Consider the following 23,246-nt stretch of genomic DNA (forward strand, 5'->3'; position numbering starts at 1 on the left):
GCGTCTCAATAAGACTTGGGCAGCCCCAGCACTTTTTCCGCGATATAGCACATGATTAACTGCGGGCTGACGGGAGCCAGGCGCGGAATAAAGCTTTCGCGCAGATAGCGTTCTACATGGTATTCCTTGGCATACCCCATGCCCCCCAGGGTTTGAATCGCAGTCTGACAAGACTGGAAACCGGCTTCGGCGGCCAGGTATTTGGCGGCGTTGGCGTACTCCCCGCAAGGCTTGCCTGCATCATATAAAGCTGCCGCCTTCAAAGTGACCAGATCAGCGGCTTCCAACTGCATCCAGGCCTGAGCCAGCGGGTGTTGTATGCCTTGGTTCTGTCCGATTGGCCGCCCAAACACGTGCCGTTCTTTGGCATAGAGGGTGGCCTTCTCCAGGGCGGCTCTACCCAAGCCTATGGCTTCGGAGGCGATCAAAATCCGTTCAGGGTTGAGCCCATGCAACAAATAGCTAAAGCCTTTGCCTTCCTCGCCGATGCGGTCCTCGACAGGGATGCGCAGCCCGTCGATAAACAGCATGTTGGAGTCCACCGCATTGCGCCCCATCTTGTCGATATGACGCACTTCGACGGTGCTGCGATCCAGGTCTGTATAGAACAGCGACAAGCCATCCGTTGGTTTGTTGACTTCTGATAGCGGGGTCGTGCGGGCCAGTAGCAGGATTTTGTTGGCCACTTGTGCCGTGGAAATCCAGATTTTGCGCCCATGGACCTGATAGTGATCACCCTGCAAAACAGCGCGGGTTTCCAGCTTGCTGGTATCCAGCCCGGAGTTGGGTTCGGTGACACCAAAGCAGGCTTTGTCTTTGCCTTGAATTAAGGGCGGCAGAAAGCGGGCGCGTTGCTCGTCGTTACCAAACACCACGACCGGATTCAGGCCAAAGATATTCATATGCACGGCAGAGGCCCCCGAGAACCCGGCGCCTGTACGGGAGATGGTGTGCATCATCAAGGCCGCTTCCATCATGCCCAAGCCCGCCCCGCCGTATTGCTCTGGCATGGCAATGCCTAACCAGCCACCGTCTGCCAAGGCTTGATGAAAGTCATGGGGGTAGACGCCGTCCTGGTCGCGGGCCAGCCAGTATTCGTCATCAAACTGCTGGCAAACGGCCTCAATGGCCTGGATCAAGGCGCGTTGATCTTCGCTTAACTCGATATTCATACGATCTGTTCTCGGGATGAGGGGTGAACGCTGGCCAGCATGGCTTGTATGTCTTGTTCGCTGTAGCCCAGCTCTGCCAGAACCTGGGCGGTGTGTTCACCCAGACCGGGTGCATGGCGTCGAATGCTGAGCGGGGTGCGCGAATACTTGCCCAAGGGAGAGGGGGTGCAGATAGGCCCCTCGGTCGGGTGATTCATATGCTGTAGATGGTTGACCGCTTGTAGATGCTCGTCATCAATCAGTTGTTCGATGGAGTACAAGGGGGCGGCTGGGATGTCGACCTGGCGCAAGGCATGGAGCCAATACGCCGTGTTCTTTTGCTTGATCTGCGAGGCCACAAAATCATAGACCTCGCCAATATGCATGGCACGGGCCGAGTGCGAGCTGAAACGTGGGTCCTGTTGCAGTTCGGGTTGGCCGATCAGGGAAAAAAAGTTGGTCCAATGCTTGTCGTTATAGATCAGCAGCACCAAAAAACCATCGCTGGTTTGATAGGGCTTGCGCTCTTTGGCCAACAGGCGGGCATAGCCGGTGGAGCCCAGGGCTGGCTTAAAAGAATGGCCGCCCAAGTGGTCACCTAATACAAAATGCGCCATGGCCTCGAACATGGGGATCTCAATGGCCTGGCCCTGGCCACTTTGGCGAGCCTCAATGACACCAGCCAGCACTGCTACGGCCACATGCAGACCCACGGTGCGGTCGCATAATGTCAAAGGCGTGTAGCGGGGGACATCACCAGATTGCTGCTGATAGAGATGGCCTAGTCCCGTCATGCCCTGGATCAAATCATCGTAGGCGGGGCGCCCCGCGTAGGGGCCATCTTCCCCGAAGCCGTAGGCGCCGACATACACAATGGCTGGGTTGGCAGCGGCAACGCGCTCGTAATCCAGGCCCAGACGTGCCATGGCCGCCGGGCGCAGATTGTAGAGCAGCACATCCGATTCCTGGATCAGTTGCAGGCAGGCTTTTTGACCGGCTGGGGTTTTTAAATCCAGCACCACAGATCGTTTATTGCGGTTCAGGTGCAGAAACAAGGCCCCCATCGCCGCGTTGCGCATCGGGCCGACGGCCCGCATGGTGTCCCCGCTGGGGGACTCCACCTTGATCACGTCGGCCCCCAGATCCGCCAGGATCTGGGTGGCAAAGGGCCCCATCACTACCGAGCTGAGATCCAGAATGCGAATACCGCTTAGTGGCCCCACATTGTCCTTCTTGTGTTCTGTCATAGCAGGTGCCCGGGCAACTATTGAGGGCCAAGTTTGGCGTCGGTAATTAATTTGCCCCACAGCGTGTATTGCTCTTGAACAAATTGGGCAAACTCTTCTGGTGGGCCGCTGAAGGCATCGAACCCCAATTGAGCCAGTCGTTGGCGCACGGCGTCGTCCTGAATGACCTCATTGATGGTGCGGTTGAGCAATTGGACTCGTTCCGGGTCCATGCCTGCCGGACCGAAAAACCCATTCCAAGAGGTGATATCAAAGTCGGACAAACCGGCTTCTTCCATGGCTGGCAGATCAGGCAGCAGGGCGCTGCGCTTGGCCGTGGAGACGGCCAGAGCCTTGAGACGGCCGCTATTGATAAAAGGCAGCCCGGAGGTGACATCGGTGAACATGAAGTCAACCTGTCCGGCCACCAGATCGGTTAATGCCTGGGGGGTGCCTTTATAGGGAACGTGCAAGGCTTTCATACCCGCTTGAAAGTCCAGCGTTCCACCGGCCACGATACCGGTGCTATTGCCCGAGGCGTAGGTAATTTGGCCGGGGTTGTCCTTGGCATACTGCAGCATTTGTTCGACCGTGCTGTAAGGCCGATCAGGATTGGTGACCAGAATGAATGGCAGGTTGCCGCCACGAGCAATCGGGGTGAAGTCCTTTACCGGGTCGTAGGGGACGTTCTTCATTAACCACGGTGCGGCTGAATGCGAGGTATTGGTGGTGACAAACAAGGTGTAGCCATCGGGGGCGGCACGTTTGACATAGTTGGCCGCAATGGTGGCATTGGCACCGGGGCGGTTTTCCACAATGATGGTTTGCCCGACCCGTTTGCCAATCTCTTCTGCAAAAATTCGGCCTACGGCATCGGTGCCGGAGCCGGCCGGAAAGGGCACGATCAGAGTAATGGGGCGATCAGGGTATTGAGCCAAGGCATTGCCGGTTAGCAGCAGCATGGCCGCACTGCCGGCCAGAATAGTCTTGAGGCGTGCGGGTAGGGATAGCAAACGGTTTTTTTTCTTGAAAGTCATGGGTGTCTCCTTGTGGTGGATGGGCTTGGTACGGTGAGCCAAGCTGGCAAACGCGCCTGGGTCAGCGAATGACCCGGTCGGGATGCTCTTCGTAAGGGGGGGAGTAAATCACCAGCAGTCGGGCAGGCTCGTCACTGGTAACGGTAAAGACATGCTTTTTGTCGGGGGGCAGGTAGCAGCACTCGCCTGCTTTCATTTGGCCGCACTCACCATCAACTTCCACATCGGCCGTACCGCTGAGCAGATAGCAGACCTGCTCAATACCAGGGTGCGCGTGGGGTAGGGCGCCCTGTTTTTTTTCAATGACACCCAACAGCACTTCTACATGCTTGGCACCTACATTGGCCTGGCTGATCAAACGACGATTCACCGTGCCCGTGTGGTTGGCCGGCGAGTAGGGCAGCACATCGTCCGGGCTAACAATCCAAGATGGTTTTTCCATGTTTTAATTTCCTGTGTGAGAAAAATATTTTACGTATGTGAAAATTAAAAAAAACTGGGGTTTACCTGTGGGTGCGGTTCAAGCGGATCTGGATGGGGCAACAAACTTGACCGATGCCTTGGCAGACAGCCGCCACCTTGATAAGCGGAGGTGTTGCCGCCTATGTCACAAACCGAGCTTGCCCAATGCCCTTTACAGGGCTCGACCTTGGGTCAGGCGCTGACAGGGCTGAGTGCATCGCTGGTGACGGAGCACGCTAGCGGTATCCGCCAGCAGAAGGGCGTAAGATATAAACGCCCTGACCTGCCGAGTTCTGTTGAAATGGCAAGTAACAGGGGGCCAAACCAGAACACACGTTCAGGGTGGCCACGGTCTAGTGCCCTTCCCCGTTTTGTAGAGTGCTGATTTTCTGGACTTAACAACTGGTCCGGCTTGCGCTTATAAACGGGTATTCCTGGGGCGATGATCATGCTATTGTCAAAAAACTTTCGGGCACCGACCCATGCCCACCCAATAGACACGAGGGTCTCCATCGTTTATGCAACCCGTCTTACCCGCATTTTTAATTGCCCGCTGGCTATTACTGCTTTTGCTGGCCGCAGGCGTTTACTTCTTGAAGGGATTTCTGGTCCCTGTTCTGGCTGCGCTGATCATAGGACTGGCCGGCTGGCCCCTTTATAAACGACTGGTCGTACGCTGCAATGGCCGCCATGCCCTGGCGGCCACACTGGCACTGCTTGTCGTGATCGTGGTGCTGGTGGTGCCTTTATCACTAGCCCTGTCCTTTGCCATTCAGGAAGCCAGCAGTTTCATCACCTGGGCGCTAGCCGCCAACCGATACGGCACACCCACCCCGGAGTGGATTAAGGCCATGCCCTTAGTGGGCGAACGCCTGACAGACTATTGGCAGCTTTATCTGGGTGAACCCCACGCGCTGGGTGAACTGGTCGAGATGGTCAGCGGCCAGCATCTGGGCAATATCTACCGCATGGTCCTGTCCGCGACCGGCAACGTATTCCACCTGCTGCTGACTGTGCTGTTCATGCTGATCACGCTGTTTTTCATCTTCAAGGATGGCGACCGCTTGCTGGTGCAATTGGACATTGTGGGCGAGCGAATCTTGCCGGGCCGCTGGCAGCGATTCTCCCGCGTTGTGCCAGCTACGGTTAACTCCACCGTCACCGGGATGGGCCTGATCGCCTTGGGCGAGGGTGTTGTTCTGGGGATTGCCTATTGGATTGCAGGTGTTCCATCGCCCGTCCTACTGGGTGTGATCACCGGCTTCATGGCGCTGATCCCAGGCGGTGCCCCGCTGTCATTCACCATGGTGTCTTTGTATTTGATAGGCTCTGGTCACCTGGTTGCCGGTGTGAGCCTGTTCCTGTGGGGCGCGATCGAGCTGTTCATCGTTGATAAAACCCTTCGCCCACGACTGGTCGGCGGCCCGGTAAAACTGCCATTCCTGCCAACCTTCTTTGGCTTGGTGGGGGGGGTTCAGACAATGGGCATCGTAGGCTTGTTCATCGGCCCGGTCCTGATGGCCTTGCTGGTCGCCATCTGGCGCGAATGGATTCGTAACGGACAGGCAGTAGCAGGGGACTAACCCCCGAATAGAGAGCAAGAAATGAACAGGCCAGGGCAATGTACCTGGCCTGTTTTTTATTTGAGGTTCTGGCTGGAGTAGGGGCAGCAATGAGCGTGCTTTCTGCCCACTTGGAACGGCCTGTTATTGCTTAAGCAGTTGTGACAAAGCAGGCGGAAAACGCGATTTCAGGCAGGTTTTAGACGGCAATCTGTTCGGGCCCAGGCTAAATTAAAAAAATTGCGGCAGCACTTGCCAAAACCTCCAGTAATCTGCGTATAATACTAATCTTTCCTTCCAAGCCTGGATTCCCAGGTTGCCATACCTAGCCCGGGTGGTGAAATTGGTAGACGCAGGGGACTCAAAATCCCCCGCCGCAAGGCGTGCCGGTTCGATTCCGGCCCCGGGCACCATTACCGAATCAATAGACGTCAACGGACGTCTATTTTTTTGCCTGAAAACTAGAGTTTACGCGGGTTTCAGGGCGATTTTAGTCCACCAAGGTCAACTGAAGCCTACCGACATCAAGCACTTGCTGTTGGTATAAGTGTTGGTATAAGCTGGTTCGATATTATTTATACCAACAAGCGAACAGCACTATGGCCTTGAATGACGTGCAGATCAGGACTGCCAAACCCACCGGCAAACAGTACAAGTTAACCGATGGTGAAGGGATGCATCTTTTAGTGCACTCCAACGGTTCAAAGTACTGGCGACTGAGCTATCGTTTTGGCGGTAAGCAGAAGACCCTGGCGCTCGGCGTGTACCCCACCACAACCCTTGCGGCAGCACGTGAAAAACGCGCCCAAGCCAAACAGTTGCTGGCTACAGGTACGGACCCCGGCGAACAGAAGAAGCAAGAGCAATTCGAAGAGCGTAACGGAACTTCATTTGAGGAAGTTGCACGAGCGTGGCATTCCAATAATAAAAAATGGTCGGAGTCACATCGCGCTAGGATTTTACAAAATTTGATTTCGGATATCTTTCCCGCCATCGGTAAAGTCAACGTCAAAGACCTAAAAACACGTGACCTGCTTGTTCCCATCAAAGCAGTGGCCAACTCTGGCCGTTTAGAGGTCGCATCACGCCTACAGCAGCGCGTGACATCCATCATGCGCTATGCCGTTCAGAACGGGCTGATCGACTACAACCCAGCACAAGACATCGCTGGGACGGTACCCACAGGTAAAACCAAACATCGTCCTGCCCTGGATTTTGAGCGTATCCCTGAGCTGCGGGATCGTATTGCCAACTACAAGGGTCGTCCATTAACCCAACTAGCTGTAGAGCTGTCATTGCTTATATTCATACGTTCTAGCGAGCTGCGCTTTGGGCGCTGGAGCGAAATCGACTTTGATCGGGCCATCTGGACTATCCCAGCCGAACGAGAGGCCATCGAAGGGATCAAGTTTGCGCACCGTGGCGCGAAAATGCGCACTCCCCACTTGGTGCCGTTAAGCACACAAGCCATATATGTATTGAGGCGTATTTACAAATGGACGGGCAATCATGAACTGATTTTCACAGGGGATCACAATCCCAAGCGAGCGATGAGCGAGAACACCGTCAACAAGGCTCTCCGCACCATGGGCTACGACACTAAAACAGAAGTCTGCGGCCACGGCTTCCGCACTATGGCATGCAGCGCACTGATTGAGTCGGGGCTATGGTCGAAGGACGCGGTGGAGCGCCAAATGAGCCACCAGGAACGGAACTCCGTCCGGGCGGCATATATTCATAAGGCGGAACACTTGGATGAACGACGGCTGATGATGCAATGGTGGGCAAATTTTCTCGATACAAACCGAGAGAAGACGGTTAGTCCATTTGATTTCTCCAGAATGAAAAACTCGTGAATCGAATTGACTCATAATCCGTTGATGCCGGGTTCGACTCGGGGGCCACCAAAATTGAAAAAGCCTACCCATAGAGGTTAGCTTTTTCCCGTCTGCTTCACTTTTTGGTTGACAGCAGCATTGCCCTCCGTAGTGCCTGAATTTCTTCGGCGGGAAAGGTTGCCGGGGCCTTTAGGGAGGCTCGACAACCAAGTTCGACAATAAGGCTAGTTCCATCGTCGAACGGATAGCGCACCTTCGCGCTTTCGATCCTTCCTTGCTGGGCTTGCGGCATTGACTCTCGAAATACAGCAGCCACACCCTTCTCTCCCGCAATAGCTACCCTCGCTCTCACGCTTTGCGTTAGGGTAATGTCTGCCACGTCTAGGTAAATAACAGAAACCCCTTCGTTATGGATCAGCAGATGCTCAATCCATTTCTCAACGTCGACTTCAATAGGATCAAGCGTGCAACTAAATTGGGTTGTCTCTGATAAGGCGCTAAAAAACGGAGTAGTCGACCTTGGAGGGTCGATTAGATAAAGCAGACATTCATCCTGTGAATAGTCAATTCCGAACTTTGTTATTTCGATGTTGGCTACCTCTTGGGAAAACTCTTCGCCAGAAGGTAGCGTTATCCTCTGATCTACCGTGCGCTTATGAACGAACTGCCCAAGCAGACCGGAAGAGTCTTTGCTTTCAACGCGAAATCCTGAACTGACCGGCTCACTCAGTGAAAATATGCGAGTGCGTATCTGACGTTCTATCTTTCCTAGATCGTTTTTGGAAGATAGCCTGAACCATCGAACGCGTCTCATGATGAGCCCCCCCCATCGCCAGGAGCCTGGGATGCAGACAGCTCGCGGAAAGCCTTCATAGCCGCATCTTCTACCACAGCTAGTACGGGCTTCTTAACAACGTCACTTGCCTGCCTTCTGGTGAGCGCATGCGATCCGTCCTTTTTGCAAGGATAGTAACCCTTGGCGGAGTAGCGGAATCCCGTTCCCTTGGAAGGATTTTCCAGCATGGCTTCAATTTCGACTTTGAAGCCATTCTTCGCTTTCTGCGTCGACTGCCAAATCACTCGAGAGATAAAGAACCCAGATTCAAGAAATTGTTGTAGCTCCTTGGAGTGAAGTACACCTGTGCCATCTAAAGCAGCACTCTTAAGGAAACTCTTTACATCAGCAGCTACTTCAGCGCGAAGCTCAGCGACATCGGCAACATCATCACTTGCGGATTGCTCATCATCAGAATCTTCCCCCGAAAATTCTGTTTCCTCAGAGAACTCGACCGCATCAATCTCGTTGTCCACGGCAACTTTAATAACGTCGGAGAACTCGTATCCGCCTAAACTAGTGATTAGTGATTTAAAGAAAAGTGTCCTGCGCTCCTTATCAAAGGAACTGAGGTCAACAACTTCCTGTTTGATAGGCTCTTTTTCATTTTTCTGTAAGAATTCGATCAGCGAATCCACGATATTCTCAAGGCGCTCATTAGCCGGGTAGCGAAGTCTGATTTGCTTACCGGCCTTGTAGATCTCAACCTCCGCCTCCTTGGCCCGACGCTGACGCAACAAGGTTTTTCCATGATCCAGCTCTGTGTACTCGACCTTAATCTTTGTTGCTCCACCTTCAGAAACAATCAGGTTTATGGCCTCATGGTGATCGCGGCGCGCTGTTCTTATAGCCTCAACAGCAGCCTGTAATTTCGTGCTGTCAACTGACGTTTCAATGGCTCTTGAGGTTGTCCGCTCAGGGCGCGGAGCGACCTCAAGCTGGTTGTATATTTCCTCAAAGTCCGAATATCCATGTGTGAGGCTGGCAAGGGTTTCGATAAGGTCATCACGCGATGAGGAGCCTGAAATCAATACCCCTCTACAACTCAAGAAATCAAAAAGAAACTCTTTTGATATTCTTTGCTTGGAGGAAAGCAGAGCATCGCGGATGTCGCGGTAGGTTGCGTAAAACGTAGAGCCAGTCGCGATCATCTTGCCTCCATTCCAATCTCAATTTCCGAAAAGTTCGGTGTGACTTTTTGGATGGTCTCCAGCCGTATTTTCTTAAGCTTCTCGCTGTCTTTGGCCGATTCCCCCAGGGGGTCTGCATACTCTTTGACTGCGAGTGCAAATGTCGCAGCAGCGTTCTGGGAGGCATAGGGGGCACGAAGGCGAATCGTCGCGCACATCGCCACCCATTGAAAGTGAACTAGCTTGTCGATGAGATAGATGAACTCTTGGACAGTATCGCCTGTTCCCCGGTAGTAAATTAGCAAATGGACGTTTCCATCGCTCATTCGATACTTGATGATCTGCCATGGAGCTTTTAGGCATTCCAGCGTTGCTGCACACCCCCAGTCATCTTGAACAACTTTTGAGCGAGACAGGTCAGGATAAAGGAAGCTGCAATCACTAAGTTGAGGCAACTCTCCATCGCCTCGCAAAGCCTTCATGTCGAAGATAATATTGTTCAGGTACCAGATGTCCTGTGGACCGAAAATATACAGCCTCACCCCCGATGGTATTCTCGGATATTCATCGAACATCTTGCCCAAGAAGGTGGGGAACTCAGCATCCCACCCTTGATCATGGTTGAATATGAAGAGCATCCCAACCAGATCAGTATTTTCTGAGCCAGAGATGAATCGCCGCCTCCATTCATCGCTGATCTTGGCGCACTCGACTGACAGAGCTAGGTTTGTTACGCTGCCTTTTACGGTATCGGCAGTAATTGAACCGCGAGCGTAGCTTTTCAAGTCTGTTAAGAGATAAACTCGACTGCCCTTGTATGGGTCTTTGTACCAATAAACAACATCGGCAGGATGTGTTTTCTTGCCGTGAGATTCGGAAAGCACGCACGGATAATTGGTATTCATTGGTGCTTCCTGTTGCCACTTGAGCTCCTTGAAAATGGCGGATGCCAGCAGCTCTGCCATTTTGGAGATATTCTCGGTTTCTGCCATAGATCCTCCTTAATTTTCAACCCAAAATGGCAGCGCTAGCTGCCGATGTCAGTAACCTCGACACGCTCGCATCAAACGCCCGCTTGAAATCCGGGTCAGATGCATACCGCTTGTAGAGATCCAGTTCCCGCCGCCGCTCGACGCTGATCGCCTGTTGGATCAGGCGCTCCAGCGCCAGTTGTCGGTTCTGACCGTCGGGGTTGTCTTCGACCTGTGCCTTGTAGTCGGCGTGGCTCATCACATGCTTGGCGATGTTGATGAACTTTACGCGCTGCTCTTCCGGCGTGGCTTCCCAGCCTGCGAAGTGGCGCTCGTTGAAAGCTCGCACAATCTCCTCAAGCGGATCAGCCTCGCCTGGACCGAAATGTGGGCCACGGATGTTCGGGCTCTGGGGTTCCAGTTCAGTTTCCGAATCATCCAAGCCGATCCTCACCTCAAGGCGTGACCGTTCCAGCCCGTAGGTGGAAAGGTCAACGCTGTTCAGCAGTTCATCCAGCTTATCCTGATCGGGGTCTTTCACTTTCAGCTTCGGGATCAGGAATTTCAGGAACCAGTGCAGCATTTCCCAGCCCACTTTGTTGAATGGGATGATTGCCGCCACCTGGGCGTAAATCTTCACGAACTGCTTGGCCTTGATTTTGAAGTCGATGCGCTGCTCGTCGTCGAGGTCGGCCTCAAAGCGGGCCACTACGGCATCAATGATCGGATGCAGTTCCTCGGCCTCGGCGCTGGCGAAGAACTTCTCATTGAAGCTCGTCACCTCCGACCAGTCGTAAATACCGAAGTTATCCAGCACATCCTTGAGGTCGTGCAGCACGTTGACGTCGGTGGGTTCGCTCAGGGTCGTAGCCGTGTAGAACGGATCGAATGCCGCCTTGATGTCGTCCACCGTGTTGTAGAAGTCGAGCACGAAGGTGTCGGTCTTCCCCAGCTTCCAGTTGCAGCGGTTCAGGCGTGACAGCGCCTGCACCGCGAGTAACCCTTGCAGCTTTTTGTCCACATACATGGTGTGCAGCATGGGTTCGTCAAAGCCGGTCAGGTACTTGTTGGCAACGACCAGAATCTTGAAATCATCCTTCTCAAATTCTTCGGGCAAGTCACGAGCAGGAATACCGTTGATTCCATCCTCGGTGTACTTGATGCCATCGACGGTTTTCTCGCCCGAGAAGGCCACCAGCGGCTTAAAGGGCGCGTTGGCCTCCTGCAAGGCGGTACGGATGGCGAAGAAGTAGCGGATCGCGCATTCGATGTTGCGCGTGACGACCATCGCCTTGGCCTTACCCTTAAGCTTCTTGGCTTGCCAGACATTGCTCATGAAGTGATCGATCACGATCTTGGCCTTCACTTCGATGGTTCGGGGACTGGCCTCCACGAAGGCCTTGAGCCTCTTCTGCGCCTTGGCGGTGTCGAACAGCGGGTTCTCTTCGACCGATTTCTGGACCTCGTAGTAGCTCTTGTAGGTCGTGTACTTCTCCAGCACATCGAGGATGAATTTCTCCTCGATGGCCTGTTTCATGGAGTACAGGTGGAAGGGGTGGAACCTCCCGTCCAGCGCTTGCCGTCCGAATTTCTCCAGCGTGGCCGGTTTCGGGGTGGCGGTGAAGGCGAAGTAGCTGGCGTTCTGGCTCATCTTGCGGCCCTTCATGGCCGCAAGAATCTTGTCCTGGAGGTCTTCCGGTACTTCCTCATCTTCCGCACCCAGCGTCATGTTCAGCTTGTCCGAAGCACTGCCAGATTGCGAAGAATGGGCTTCGTCGATGATGACGGCAAAGCTGCGGTCGGTCAGATCATCAATGCCATCTACGATAAACGGGAATTTCTGCACCGTGGTGATGATGATCTTCTTGCCCAGCTCAAGATGCGCCTTCAGTTCGGCAGCGCTCTCAGCGTGGGCAACGATGTTCTTCGTCTCGGAAAAGAGCTTGATGTTGTCCTTGAGCTGGGTATCCAGTACCCGGCGATCAGTCACCACCACCACGGAATCGAACACGTTCTCGATACCTGCCGTGTCGTACAGCTCCACCAACTGGTAGGCCAGCCAGGTGATCGAATTGGACTTGCCCGAACCTGCGGAGTGCTGGATCAGGTAGGTTTGTCCGACGCCATGTTGTTTGGCGTCTGTCAGGATGTCGCGGACCACATCCAGCTGGTGATAACGGGGAAAGAACAGCGCCTTGCGCTCCTTACCCGTCTTCTTGTCCTTTTCGACAGTGAACTTGGCAAACTGCTCGATGATGTTGGTCAGGCTACGGCGCGGTAGGATGTCGTCCCAGAGGTAGGCCGTTTTGTGACCTTTCGGGTTGACCGGGTTGCCTTTGCCGAAGTTGAAACCCTTGTTGAAGGGCAAGAAATTGCTATCATTTCCTGCCAACTGGGCACACATGTAGGCCTCGTCCGGGTCCACTGCGAAGTGGACCAGGCAACGGCCAAATTCGAGCAGCGGCTCTCGCGGGTCGCGGTCAGTGCGATACTGCTTGATGGCGTTGTGGACGTTCTGGCCGGTCCAAGGGTTCTTCAGCTCCAGCGAGGCAATAGCCAAGCCGTTGACAAAGAGCACCATGTCCACCGATTTGAAAGTATCGGACTCGCTGTAATGCACCTGCCGGGTGACGCTGAAGATGTTGGCAGTAAAATTGGCGACGACCTCCGGGTTCAGGTCGTTGTAGGGCAGCCGGTACAGCAGATCGAAGTGGGCATCATCGATGTCCAGTCCCTTTTTGAGGACCGCCAGCACGCTGCCCTTCTTGATCTTCTTGTTCAACCGCTCCAGCAACAGGCGTTGCCAGTTCGGGCGATCCTTCAGCTTCGCCAGTTCCTTGGGCTGCGTGGCCTCGAGGAATTGCCAGAAGAGTTTGCCGTCGAGGGCAAACTCTCTGTCAAAGTCAGCCGCATTACCAATGCAGTAGCCGTCCTTGGCGAGGGCGTTTTCGATGTGCGTTTCGAGCGCGGCTTCGTTGGTTTGGCTGACCATGTTTCTCCCTTAGACCTTGAAGTGCCCAGTGACGCAGGACGCGACTGTGTTTGTCTTTAGTTCGCGTAGATTTTCAATCTCGCCTTGAATATGCGACTGCAACTCTTGGATTTTCGCCCCGGCCTCATCTAGGTATTCCACGATGCGGTTTTGCTCTTCCAGCGATGGTGCTGCAATCTTCAATTTATGTAATTTGCTGGCCTTAATGCCTAGCGCTGTAGACCCAGTGGCCTCACGGGCAAGAAGGGCCTGAAAATACGTTGCCGACATTGCATAAACCACAAACTTCGGTAGCAAGCGATCTCTATTAAGGCGCAGCTTGATGATTCGCTGTGCAAAGGCAACATCGGTACGATCTACCAAGGCAACTTCGCCAAGAGGAGCCTCGGTAGTGAAAAGCAGATCCCCAATCTCTGGCAGTCCCCGTACCATTATTTTTGGATAGTCTTTTTCGGATACGAACTCAGTCGAAGCAGCATAATCAATCTGCCCCTTTTTGATGTTTTTCGCAGTAACCAGGAAAACCCCGCTTGCGACCTTTTCAGGGGTTTTACCGCGATAATCGACAATTGACTTGATGTATTTGGTCACCGGGATAATACCCCACCCAGGTGGGATATCACCTATCCACTCGACTCCGCTGTAATGTTGCGGAACTGTTTGATCGAGCCCTGCCGTTACAGCCTGGTTAATCAGGGCCTGCCGCTGCTCAATCAGAATCTCGACCACCCGCTTTTTCTTCGCTATCGCGGCATCGATCTCGGCGGTTTTTTGGTCGAGGAAGGCAACGATGCGCTCTTGTTCGACCTTGTCCGGAATGGGCAAAGGCAGCTCACGAAACTCGGCGAATCGGAAGTCTGTTGAGCGCTCGCGAATACCTTTTGACAGCGACTCGATGTACCCAGAGTGTGCCATATAACGCAGCAGATAGGCGTAGTAGTAGCGGTTAACAGGGTACTCGCCGCGAGGAACGCAAGCCGCATACACAGGTGTCGATTTACCGTCTGAGTCGGAAACACCAATAGCACCGGCGAAGGCGTCCATCGCATGGATCACCAAGTCACCCTTGCGGATACCTTGATAGCCATGTTCTTGAATTGCATTGGTGAAGCCTTCTGTTCTGCGATTGGTACGCAGAGTAACTTGACCATCTCGAAACGCTGTTACCACATTGTCTTCGGGCTTTACAGGGCGCTCCATCCTGTTGAAAAGCCACTTGGCGCGTTCAACGCCCCAGTGGCTTGGGATTTTCTCTACCCACTGAATGCCACTCGGCTTGTAGCTTTCGTAGCGCTGCATCATGTCACCTCCTTCAGACGATCCGCCGACCACAGTAGTTCGGCAATGCCCTTGTACAGACTGAAACGTTCGTCGAAGTTGGCTTTCTTGAACTCGGCGAATGCTTTGAACGGGAGGCCGGTTTCCGCCTTCAGCTTGAGGAAACCGGGGTTGTGGACGTAGCACATGGGATGCAGCGAACGCGCTAGCAGATTTTCACTTTGGTAGTGCTCCAGCTTGTCGCTGTATGCCTTGTCGTTCAGGCTGGCATTGATCTTCTTCGGCAGCAACACAAGCCCGCCCACCTTGTTGCGGTGCGTAGAAAACTCCTGCGCATGGGCGAGTTCATCGGTGTGGCGCTCGAAGTGGTTTGCCCACAGGTGCTCGATCTCGTAGGCGTTTTTGCCTGAGCGAACGATGTATTCCAGATACCGCCCAGGCTGTCCGCTTTGCTCTTCCAGCCAGTGCGTGAAACGGGCCAACTGGCGATGCAGGCTCTTGGCATTCCAGTTGTTGAGATAGGGCTGGTCATCGAGCGACAGCTCCTTTTGATCGTTGGTCAATCGGGTGATCAGCTTGTCGCGCAGCGCATCCAGCGACAGGTCGCGCAGTTCCTTGGTCAGTAGGAAGGCCGCGTATTGCATGGTGGAATAATCAATTGACTTGAAGTTCCACAGGCGGCGATTGAGCCAGCAGTCGAGGTAATCCGCTGTCAGCTTGAGTTTGGCCTTGACCGTAGCGTCATCGTCGGTCGGCAGCAGCGGGGCAAGTAGAACCTGAAATTGCTGGGTGAACCCGTGGTCCGCATTGAAACGAATCGATGCCAGTCCCGGCTTGAATACTTCTGATGCTTCGAGCAGCTCAAGGTAGACCCGTGCGAAGAAACGCAGGTCTTTCTTGACCCAGTCATTGAACTGCTCGCTGCCGCTCAGGCCGATGAGAGCTTGCTTGTTACGTACCCAGCGGTGGTACTCAGTGCCGATCAGATCGAAGTCCTCAGGCTTCGCGCCCTTCTTACGCTCCCGGATGTCGGCTGCGTACTTGGCTCGCAGCCATGCCTTGAAGAAATCTGCTTCGGTCTCTTTCGTGTCTTTGTCGTTATCGCGCTTGGCAAAGGCCAACAACCAATGTTTGATTTCCTTGTTGGCCTCGGCCCGTTTGGCGGTGTCGGTGATGCTCGCCAGCAGGTAACCTTTGAGCATGTCAGTGTTTGAGAGCGACAGCCCCCGGTCATTCATGGTCTCGAAGATGGTGTAGGCGTCAGCATCGGCATAGGCCGTGATCTCGACCAGATGCACCTTCTCCAGCAACCAGTCTACGAAATAGGGGAGCGCCTTTGTGCCTGCGATGTCTTGGGGGAAGGCATCCGCGATATCGTTAAAGCGTCCAATCAGGTTCTGTACCGACTCAGATTGATCGACGGTGTCATAGGCCTTGCCGTCGAACAGCGCCTCCATGCAGTCGTTTCGCTCCGGCACATTGAGGTTGAAGGACTTGGTGCCGAACTTCTTGGAAAAAATCAGTTCTTCTACAGGCTCTGCATCATTCCGGCCCTTTTGCTGGCTGTGCAGATATAGCAGCAGCAAGGTCAGGCTGGTCATGCGTTGCTGGCCGTCAACGATCAAGCGTTCGTTGTCTCGCTGGCTGATAACGATGGAGCCTAGGAAGTAGTGGCCGTAATTCGCCACATCAGCACGCTGGTGGGCTTCTTGGTAGTCCTCCAAGAAGGCTCCCGTTAAGTCAGATACTAGCTCAGCCATCTGCTTGGTTTGCCACTTGTACTCACGCTGGTAATAGTCGATTCCGTACTTGGCCCCGGACAACAGTTCTCGCACGGAACGGGTCTTGCCTTGTATCTCTTGCATCACTTTGTCCCCGAAACAAAGCTCACCAACTGCTTGAGCAGACCATCCGTCTCAGCCTCCAGCGCCAGAATTTCCGACGTAACCTCTTCCAAACTGCGCAGTGGCTTGTGCTGGTAAAAATACTTGTTGAAGCTGACCTCATAGCCGATCACGGTCTTGTTGATGGCGATCCAGGCTTCATCCACATGCGGGCGCACTTCGCTGATGAAATAGTCGTGGATCACGCTGGGAGCTGGCAGGCTGGTGTCCAGCGCTAGCGGGACGTTTTCGGTATCGCGCAACTCGCTGTCCGGCTCGTACTCGATGTGCTCGCCGGTCGGTGTCGCCATGTAGCCATAGTCGCCCAGCTTGTCGCGGGTTGTGCCCAGTTGGTTCAGCAAGTCATTCAGCTTGGCAGCATTGAGCTTGTGGGCCTTCTTGATAACCTTCTCGGCTCGTTCGTCACGCCAACTGACCGCGTTGAGGATTTGCTTGCGGGCGGGTGCGGCCAGCTTCAGGCCCAGCGCTTTGAGGGAGTCATCGACGATGCCATCAAAACGGTTGAAGTCGAGGAATTCGCCGTTGCCGATTTTCTCGGCCAGTTGCTGCGCGGTCTGCATGATGTCGCGCTGCTGGAGCCATGTGGCTTCGGACCGTAGTTCCTTGCGGTTCTTGGGCGAAAGGGAGATTTCTTCGCGCTCAAGGTGAGCTTCGATCGCCTCAGTATGCGCCTTCAGACCGGTGTAAACCTCGTCGCCATACTTGCCGTATGCCCATTTCATGATGTCCTGCATGCCTGGCGTGAAACGCAGAGTGGCGATGCGCTCGGGGCTGAACTGAGCTGCCAGTCGCAGCGGGCGTTCCACCGTGACCTTGTAGTAGCCGAAATCGCGGTTGTTGAAAACTTTGGAAATGCCGTCATTCGGCATTTCCAAGTACAACTGAGTGATCTGGTGAATGTGGTCGTCGGTGAATGCGCAGTTCTTCTCACCGAGGTTCTTACGCAGCTTCTGGTACAGGTTGCTGGCGTCGATCAGTTGCACCTTGCCCTTGCGTTTCTCAGCCTTGTTGTTGGAGAGAATCCAGACGTAGGTGGTGATGCTGGTGTTGTAGAACAGGTTGTTCGGCAGTTGGATGATGGCTTCGAGGTAATCGCTCTCGATGATGTGACGGCGGACGTTGCTTTCGCCTCCACCAGCATCCCCTGTGAACAAGGCTGAGCCGTTGTGGACGGAAGCGATGCGAGAGCCCATCGGGCTGTCGCTAAGTCGCTTCATCTTGTTGACCATCTCCATCATGAACAAGAGCTGGCCGTCCGAAGAGCGCGGAATAGCCGGGTAGAAATCGTGCTCCTGTCCGGTGTGGTCGGTCAGATTGACCTGGAAGCGATGGTCGATCACGTCCTTGCCATCGATGATGCTTTTCTGGTCGGTTTTCCAGCTCTTGCCGTAGGGCGGGTTCGTGAGCATGAAGTCGAAACGCGTACCCGAGAAGTCGTCAGTCGCCAGCGTGGAGCCGAACTTGATGTTCTCCGGGTCGTTGCCTTTGATCATCATGTCGGACTTGCAGATGGCGTAGGTCTCCGGGTTTACCTCCTTGCCGTAGAGGAACACGCCCACCTTGGCTTTGATCTCTCCTTCTGAATCGGTGATGAAGTCTTGCGATTCGGTGAGCATGCCGCCGCTGCCGCAGGCCGGGTCGTAGATGGTCAGTGGGTTGGGCAGTTGGTCCTTGACCGGAATGAAGACCAGATTGGTCATGAGCTTGATCACTTCACGGGGTGTGAAGTGCTCACCAGCCTCTTCGTTGTTTTCTTCGTTGAACTTGCGGATCAGTTCCTCGAAGACGTAGCCCATGCCCAAGTTGGACAGTCCCGGCTGGGTGCGCCCATCCGGACCTTTGCGGTCGTTGGGGCTAAGATTGATTTCGTCGGAAACGAACTTCTCGATCACGTCGTGCAGCACATCCGACTGCGCCATCTTGCGAATCTGGTTGCGCAGGTCGAACTTCTCGACAATCTCCTTGACGTTGTCCGAAAAGCCATCGAGATAATTCTTCAGATTGGCTTCCAGCTGCGATGGGTTACCCAGCAAGGTCTTTAGGGTAAAACGGGAGGTGTTGTAGAACACATAGCCCGATGCCTCGCGCAGACCGTGGGGATCGAGGTCGGCCATTTCCGCATCTTCACGTTGGAAGCGGACCTCTTCGAGCACAGCATCCTTGGTGGGCTCCAGCAGGCAGTCCAGACGGCGCAGGACGAACATTGGCAGGATGACGTCGCGGTACTTGCCGCGCACAAAAACATCCCTGAGGCAGTCGTCGGCGATTGACCAGATGAAGCTGACGATCTTGTTGTGTATTGAAAAATCCATTCGTGTCGTTCTACTTTGGGTATTGACCTGTGTCGATATTGGAGACCTGCTAACTACAAACGTATATTCAATTTTTTTAAGGTTTTTCTTGAGAGGCATTGACCTTGACGCCATGCTCCTGCGCATTGCTCGGGGCCACCAGCAATACATAACTAGTGCTACGCCCACCTGCCACAGACTTCTGCAGGATGTTGTGCTCGACGAGCTCTGTAATGTCCCGTAGCGCCGTGTCCGTCGAACACTTTGTCATCGCTGCCCATTTACTGGTGCTCAGTCTGCCTTCAGATCTATCCAAGAGGCGACTCACCACCTTAATCTGTCTTTCATTCATCGGAATGGTGGCCATTTTTTGCCAAAACAGGGCCTTGACTAATACTTGATCCAGCGTTTCATGCGCCTGCTTGATTGCTTTCAATAGGGCGGCCAAAAACCATTCCAACCAGGCAGTTACGTCCAAATCGCTCTTTTGCGTTCGTTCCAGAATGTCGTAATAGGCTTTACGTTCTCGCTGGACTTGTGCGGATAGGCTATAGAAACGCTGCGGGCTACCGTCAGCGCGGGCCAGCAAGAGATCGCCTATGGCCCGTGCGATCCTGCCATTGCCATCCTCAAAGGGATGCAAGGTAACGAACCACAAGTGCCCCAGCCCTGCACGCAGCAAGGTAGATTCTTGAGCTTTATTATTATTTAGCCACGCCAGGAAGCGAGCCATCTCTTCAAGTAAGAGCTTAGCAGGCGGCGCTTCAAAATGGATTTTTGCGCGCCCAATAGGACCCGAAGTTACTTGCATGGGGCCTGAAGAGTCATCTCTCCATGCACCCACACGGATCTGGCTTATGCAAGCATAACCAGCAGGAAACAATGCAGCATGCCAGCCGAACAGACGCTCAGACGTTAACGGTGTGCTGGCATTGCCAGTGGCATCCAGCACCATATCCACCACGCCCTCCACATATCGGTCCACCGGCGCTAAAGCACCAATATCCAGTCCCAGACGACGCGCAACCGAAGATCGCACCGACGCCACGTTTAGGATTTCGCCTTCAATGACGCTGGTTTGGACCACATCATCGGTCAACGCCGCCAAGCAGGCTTCATCACGCGAAGCCACACCCACATCTGCTAACCGACCTAGCAACAGCCCCTGCGCACGACTAACCGCTGACAAGGGCTCAACCAGAGCGGATAAGTCGTAGCGCCAGGCAGGCCAGTCGCATTGTTGCCAGATGTAGCGGTTTTGTCCTATTAACATTGACTGAATTGTCGCTTTTACTTACAGAGCAAGCAAGAGTTCACCGCATTTTTTTCGGCGAATTGACGATTTTCACTACCAATTTTGTATGACCGTAGGTGGCTGTGAGTCTCTTGCTGTTTGGTAGATTTCTAGATTTTTTCACACATATATCACCTTGATGAGAGCAGGCAGTTATTTCTGCCTGCTCATTTATGCCGTCTCCCCTCCCCCCTCATCAAGGAATCCTCTATGTCTGAGTCATCCAGTGCATCACGCCCTGGTGGCGTGTCCGGCCCTCAGCGGCCGTCTCGCACGGTCGTCTGCCCAAAATGCGGCTCCTTTAACTCCCAAACCAAAAACCACGCCAAACGTATCGGTGGTGCCCTAGGCACTTGCGTAGGCGTCATGAGTTCTTTATCTGGTGCAGTCAAAGGCGCCAGTGTCGGTGCGGCCATGGCCTATCGCGCTACCGCATCAACCATGCCTTTAATCAGCGTCACTGCCGCCGTGCTAGGCGCGTTAACGGGCGGCACAATAGGCTGTGCAACCGGCGCAGCCCTGGGCCAAGTCGTTGACGAGACGGTGCTGAACAACCACCTGTGCCTTCGCTGCGGCCATTCCTTTCAAACCCCGTAACGCTTGCTACTGGAGATCCATCATGGCCCATCGTGTCGAACAAATGGCCTACGTCGGCCAAACGCCCTGGCATGGCTTGGGCAATCAGCTTTCTGCCAATCAACCTATTGAAGTTTGGCAACAGCAAGCATGTATGGACTGGGACATCAAGGAAGCCCCGGTGCAGTTCATGGATACGGTGGATGAAACCCAAAGCCGTCTTATCACCTTTCCTCAGAGCAAAGTCTTGTACCGATCCGATACGCAAGCTCCTTTGTCAGTCGTCAGCCAACGCTACCAGGTCGTACAACCCCGCGAGATTCTAGAGTTCTACCGTGACTTAACCGAAGTGTCAGGCTTACAGTTGGAAACTGCCGGTGTCTTAAAAGGCGGTAAAAAGGTCTGGGCACTAGCTCGTACTGGACACTCTGCCACCCTACAGGGTAACAATGTCACCAATGCCTATGTACTGTTAGCGACGGCCTGTGATGGGACACTTGCCACAACCGCCCAGTTCACTGCCGTTCGGGTCGTATGCAACAACACCCTGGCGGTCGCCATTGATGACAGTACGGGAGCCGTCAAGGCACTGCACAGCACGACGTTTGATGCGGAAGCCGTCAAGCGTCAGCTAGGCATATCCGTGGCGAATTGGGATACGTTCATGTATCGCATGAAACTACTGAGCGAACGCCAAGTGAAGCACGCCGAAGCAGAAACGTTTTTCAGGCAACTGTTCACCAATCCACAGTTGCACCCATCGCCCAAACCCAATGAACAGGCCATGGCCAAGACCTTGAGTATCTACAACGGTCGTGGTCGCGGAGCAGAACTGGGTTCATCCAACGGTACCGCGCTGGGGCTGCTGAATTCGGTCACAGAGTTTGTCGATCACGAACGCCGTGCCCGTAATACCGACTATCGGCTGGATTCGGCCTAATTCGGCCAAGGGGCAACACTGAAACAAAAAGCCCTAGACCAGACGCTATTAATGCTGGCATGAAGCACCCACCCTTTTTCACGATTACGGCATAAGGCCCGGCGCAATTAAGTCGCCGGGCCTTATGCCATTTATGGGGTAAAACCATGAATCACGCACACGTACAACCACACTCACGCCCTCATCATCTTCGACCCGCACTACGCCTAGTTAAAACCAACACCCTGTCACGTGACGAGTGGCTGGAGGTCCGTAAACATGGCATTGGCAGTTCAGACGCCGCCGCTGCCGTGGGCCTAAACCCGTATAAAAGCCAGTTGGAACTGTGGATGGAAAAAACTGGCAAAGATGCCGATCTGCCTAAACCCGACCCACACGATACAACCGCCCCAGTCTACTGGGGTACGCTGCTTGAACCCATCGTAGCGGCATCCTACACGCAGCAAACGGGCCGTAGGGCACGTAAGGTCAATGCTGTACTGCAACACCCCGATAAGCCCTGGATGCTCGCTAACATTGACCGTGAAGTGGTTGGTGCGAGTGACGTACAAATCCTGGAATGTAAAACTGCCGGGGAATTTGGTGCACGGCTTTGGAAAGAAGGCGTACTCGAATACATCTGACTACAAGTCCAGCATCAATTGGCTGTGACCGGTAAACACGCAGCGGACGTGGCTGTGCTGTTATGTGGCCAGTAATTGCAGGTTCATCGGATACAACGGGATGAAGCGCTCATTTCCCTACAAGAGCGATTCTGGCAGTACGTAACCTCCGACACACCGCCCCCTGTGGACGGGTCCGACTCCGCTGCGACCGCCTTGCAATACCTCTACCCACGCGATACCGGCGAACAATTGGACTTCAGCCAGGACAGCCAAATGTCAGCCTTATTTACCGACCTAGAAGAGGCGCGATTTCAAGCCGATAAATACAGCAAACTGGAAGAGCAGTACAAGCAGAAAATCCAACAAGCTATGGGCGATGCTAGTAAAGCCACCTTTGAAACGGGGTCCGTCACCTGGAAGTGCAGGAAAGACAGCACGCTGTTGGATACGAAGCGGCTGCTGACCGTTCAGCCGGAGTTACTGGCGCAGTACAGCCTGCCCCGTTCTGGCAGTCGTCATTTTCTAATCAGTGCTTAGCCTCTAGCCATTTTCACGGCGTCATTCAACGCCATCCCTACTGCCTCTATATCTGCCGTCCTCGTGGGGCGGCATTTTTGTTTTCAAAGGAACACCTATGCGTTATCACAAACTCAAAGTTGGGACTGAACCCGGTACCTATGTCATGGAGTCGAACATCGTGACCGAGCACGATATTTTGACCATGGCCAAACAATTATCACGCAAACGCCTCGCCAAAGGCCGCTGTCTGGCAAACCCCAACGATGTGAAGGAGCATCTGCTTACGTTGTATCGCCATTACGAGTATGAAGTTTTTGCCATCTTGTTGCTCGACACCACACAACGCCTTATCGGATTGCATGAGCTGTTTCGCGGCACTATCAATTCTGCTGTGGTCCATCCCCGTGAAGTGGTAAAGCTGGCCCTGGAGCATAATGCGGCTGCCGCCATCTTGATACACAACCATCCTTCGGGTAACCCTGAACCCAGTCAAGCCGACATAGACCTGACCGGTGTCTTGAAAGATACCCTGGATCTGATTGCCGTGCGGGTCGTGGATCACATGGTGGTGGGTGCCGAGTACTGCACGTCACTGGCGCAGCGTGGTCTGCTCTAAGGCCATGAACTACCCCTTC

16 protein-coding genes, 1 tRNA gene and 2 pseudogenes are annotated in these 23,246 nt (G+C 54.0%); 7 read left to right on the plus strand and 12 right to left on the minus strand.

What is annotated here, in order from left to right; all coding sequences use genetic code 11:
• Positions 1–5: 5 nt before the first annotated feature.
• From OKX01_RS02020 to OKX01_RS02035, 4 genes are all read right to left on the minus strand, one after another.
• Positions 6–1,172, minus strand: coding sequence for an acyl-CoA dehydrogenase family protein (locus tag OKX01_RS02020; protein ID WP_264672367.1), 1,167 nt, complete (start codon positions 1,170–1,172; stop codon positions 6–8).
• Positions 1,169–2,398, minus strand: coding sequence for a CaiB/BaiF CoA transferase family protein (locus tag OKX01_RS02025; RefSeq protein ID WP_264672368.1), 1,230 nt, complete (start codon positions 2,396–2,398; stop codon positions 1,169–1,171). Before OKX01_RS02025 ends, OKX01_RS02020 begins: the two co-directional genes overlap by 4 nt.
• A gap of 17 nt (positions 2,399–2,415) precedes the next feature.
• Positions 2,416–3,414, minus strand: coding sequence for a Bug family tripartite tricarboxylate transporter substrate binding protein (locus tag OKX01_RS02030; protein WP_413544460.1), 999 nt, complete (start codon positions 3,412–3,414; stop codon positions 2,416–2,418).
• Between the two features lie 61 nt (positions 3,415–3,475).
• Complete coding sequence (locus OKX01_RS02035; protein ID WP_264672369.1) at positions 3,476–3,856, minus strand: cupin domain-containing protein; 381 nt, start codon at positions 3,854–3,856, stop codon at positions 3,476–3,478.
• 538 nt (positions 3,857–4,394) lie between these two features.
• On the opposite strand from OKX01_RS02035, the gene OKX01_RS02040 reads away from it, so the two are divergent.
• The 3 genes from OKX01_RS02040 (at position 4,395) to OKX01_RS02050 (ending at position 7,294) form a co-directional block, all read left to right on the plus strand.
• Positions 4,395–5,459, plus strand: coding sequence for an AI-2E family transporter (locus OKX01_RS02040; protein ID WP_094195494.1), 1,065 nt, complete (start codon positions 4,395–4,397; stop codon positions 5,457–5,459).
• A 307-nt stretch (positions 5,460–5,766) separates the two neighbouring features.
• Positions 5,767–5,851: transfer RNA gene (locus OKX01_RS02045), tRNA-Leu, on the plus strand.
• Between the two features lie 186 nt (positions 5,852–6,037).
• A complete protein-coding gene (locus tag OKX01_RS02050) occupies positions 6,038–7,294 on the plus strand; it encodes a tyrosine-type recombinase/integrase (protein ID WP_264672370.1) in 1,257 nt (418 codons plus the stop codon).
• Between the two features lie 97 nt (positions 7,295–7,391).
• On the opposite strand, the gene OKX01_RS02055 is transcribed toward OKX01_RS02050, so the two are convergent.
• The 8 genes from OKX01_RS02055 to OKX01_RS02090 all read right to left on the minus strand — a co-directional run bounded on the left by OKX01_RS02055 (position 7,392) and on the right by OKX01_RS02090 (position 19,950).
• Positions 7,392–8,090, minus strand: a complete 699-nt coding sequence (locus tag OKX01_RS02055) for a hypothetical protein (RefSeq protein ID WP_264672371.1) — start codon at positions 8,088–8,090, stop codon at positions 7,392–7,394.
• Positions 8,087–9,262, minus strand: a complete 1,176-nt coding sequence (locus tag OKX01_RS02060; RefSeq protein WP_264672372.1) for a hypothetical protein — start codon at positions 9,260–9,262, stop codon at positions 8,087–8,089. The genes OKX01_RS02055 and OKX01_RS02060 overlap by 4 nt, the downstream gene beginning before the upstream one ends.
• Positions 9,259–10,233, minus strand: coding sequence for a hypothetical protein (locus tag OKX01_RS02065; protein WP_264672373.1), 975 nt, complete (start codon positions 10,231–10,233; stop codon positions 9,259–9,261). Before OKX01_RS02065 ends, OKX01_RS02060 begins: the two co-directional genes overlap by 4 nt.
• Positions 10,234–10,249: 16 nt before the next feature.
• The gene (locus OKX01_RS02070; protein WP_264672374.1) at positions 10,250–13,204 is read right to left on the minus strand and encodes a type I restriction endonuclease subunit R; all 2,955 of its coding nucleotides are present in this window, start codon (positions 13,202–13,204) and stop codon (positions 10,250–10,252) included.
• Between the two features lie 9 nt (positions 13,205–13,213).
• Entirely contained in the window at positions 13,214–14,506 is a 1,293-nt protein-coding gene (locus OKX01_RS02075) for a restriction endonuclease subunit S (RefSeq protein WP_264672375.1), read from the minus strand.
• Complete coding sequence (locus tag OKX01_RS02080) at positions 14,503–16,347, minus strand: DUF262 domain-containing protein (protein ID WP_264672376.1); 1,845 nt, start codon at positions 16,345–16,347, stop codon at positions 14,503–14,505. The genes OKX01_RS02075 and OKX01_RS02080 overlap by 4 nt, the downstream gene beginning before the upstream one ends.
• Positions 16,347–18,698: a type I restriction-modification system subunit M gene (locus tag OKX01_RS02085; protein WP_264672377.1), complete on the minus strand. Its 2,352-nt coding sequence runs from the start codon at positions 18,696–18,698 to the stop codon at positions 16,347–16,349. The genes OKX01_RS02080 and OKX01_RS02085 overlap by 1 nt, the downstream gene beginning before the upstream one ends.
• Before the next feature lie 76 nt (positions 18,699–18,774).
• Entirely contained in the window at positions 18,775–19,950 is a 1,176-nt protein-coding gene (locus OKX01_RS02090) for a Fic family protein (RefSeq protein ID WP_264672378.1), read from the minus strand.
• Between the two features lie 231 nt (positions 19,951–20,181).
• Here OKX01_RS02090 and OKX01_RS02095 point away from each other — a divergent pair, with 231 nt between their 5' ends.
• The 4 genes and pseudogenes from OKX01_RS02095 (at position 20,182) to radC (ending at position 23,227) form a co-directional block, all read left to right on the plus strand.
• Complete coding sequence (locus tag OKX01_RS02095) at positions 20,182–20,568, plus strand: hypothetical protein (RefSeq protein WP_264672379.1); 387 nt, start codon at positions 20,182–20,184, stop codon at positions 20,566–20,568.
• A 22-nt stretch (positions 20,569–20,590) separates the two neighbouring features.
• Positions 20,591–21,484 (plus strand): annotated as a pseudogene (locus tag OKX01_RS02100) (DUF932 domain-containing protein); the annotation flags it as partial.
• Positions 21,485–21,633: 149 nt separating this feature from the next.
• Positions 21,634–22,629: pseudogene (locus OKX01_RS02105) on the plus strand (YqaJ viral recombinase family protein).
• Between the two features lie 97 nt (positions 22,630–22,726).
• Positions 22,727–23,227 (plus strand): RadC family protein, encoded by a 501-nt coding sequence (radC, locus tag OKX01_RS02110; protein WP_264672380.1) that lies wholly within the window; start codon positions 22,727–22,729, stop codon positions 23,225–23,227.
• Positions 23,228–23,246 lie beyond the last annotated feature (19 nt).

Source organism: Alcaligenes sp. SMD-FA, from assembly GCF_025960365.1.
Taxonomy (GTDB): Bacteria; Pseudomonadota; Gammaproteobacteria; order Burkholderiales; family Burkholderiaceae_B; genus Alcaligenes; species Alcaligenes aquatilis.

Excerpts from the sequence above, each read along its gene's own strand:
- OKX01_RS02090 (WP_264672378.1), bottom strand. The coding sequence starts at position 19,950 with ATGTTAATAGGACAAAACCGCTACATCTGGCAACAATGCGACTGGCCT.
- OKX01_RS02025 (WP_264672368.1), bottom strand. The coding sequence starts at position 2,398 with ATGACAGAACACAAGAAGGACAATGTGGGGCCACTAAGCGGTATTCGC.
- OKX01_RS02020 (WP_264672367.1), bottom strand. The coding sequence starts at position 1,172 with ATGAATATCGAGTTAAGCGAAGATCAACGCGCCTTGATCCAGGCCATT.
- OKX01_RS02035 (WP_264672369.1), bottom strand. The coding sequence starts at position 3,856 with ATGGAAAAACCATCTTGGATTGTTAGCCCGGACGATGTGCTGCCCTAC.
- OKX01_RS02030 (WP_413544460.1), bottom strand. The coding sequence starts at position 3,414 with ATGACTTTCAAGAAAAAAAACCGTTTGCTATCCCTACCCGCACGCCTC.
- OKX01_RS02055 (WP_264672371.1), bottom strand. The coding sequence starts at position 8,090 with ATGAGACGCGTTCGATGGTTCAGGCTATCTTCCAAAAACGATCTAGGA.
- OKX01_RS02060 (WP_264672372.1), bottom strand. The coding sequence starts at position 9,262 with ATGATCGCGACTGGCTCTACGTTTTACGCAACCTACCGCGACATCCGC.
- OKX01_RS02040 (WP_094195494.1), top strand. The coding sequence starts at position 4,395 with ATGCAACCCGTCTTACCCGCATTTTTAATTGCCCGCTGGCTATTACTG.
- OKX01_RS02085 (WP_264672377.1), bottom strand. The coding sequence starts at position 18,698 with ATGGATTTTTCAATACACAACAAGATCGTCAGCTTCATCTGGTCAATC.
- radC (WP_264672380.1), top strand. The coding sequence starts at position 22,727 with ATGCGTTATCACAAACTCAAAGTTGGGACTGAACCCGGTACCTATGTC.
- OKX01_RS02095 (WP_264672379.1), top strand. The coding sequence starts at position 20,182 with ATGTCTGAGTCATCCAGTGCATCACGCCCTGGTGGCGTGTCCGGCCCT.
- OKX01_RS02050 (WP_264672370.1), top strand. The coding sequence starts at position 6,038 with ATGGCCTTGAATGACGTGCAGATCAGGACTGCCAAACCCACCGGCAAA.
- OKX01_RS02080 (WP_264672376.1), bottom strand. The coding sequence starts at position 16,347 with ATGCAAGAGATACAAGGCAAGACCCGTTCCGTGCGAGAACTGTTGTCC.
- OKX01_RS02065 (WP_264672373.1), bottom strand. The coding sequence starts at position 10,233 with ATGGCAGAAACCGAGAATATCTCCAAAATGGCAGAGCTGCTGGCATCC.
- OKX01_RS02070 (WP_264672374.1), bottom strand. The coding sequence starts at position 13,204 with ATGGTCAGCCAAACCAACGAAGCCGCGCTCGAAACGCACATCGAAAAC.
- OKX01_RS02075 (WP_264672375.1), bottom strand. The coding sequence starts at position 14,506 with ATGATGCAGCGCTACGAAAGCTACAAGCCGAGTGGCATTCAGTGGGTA.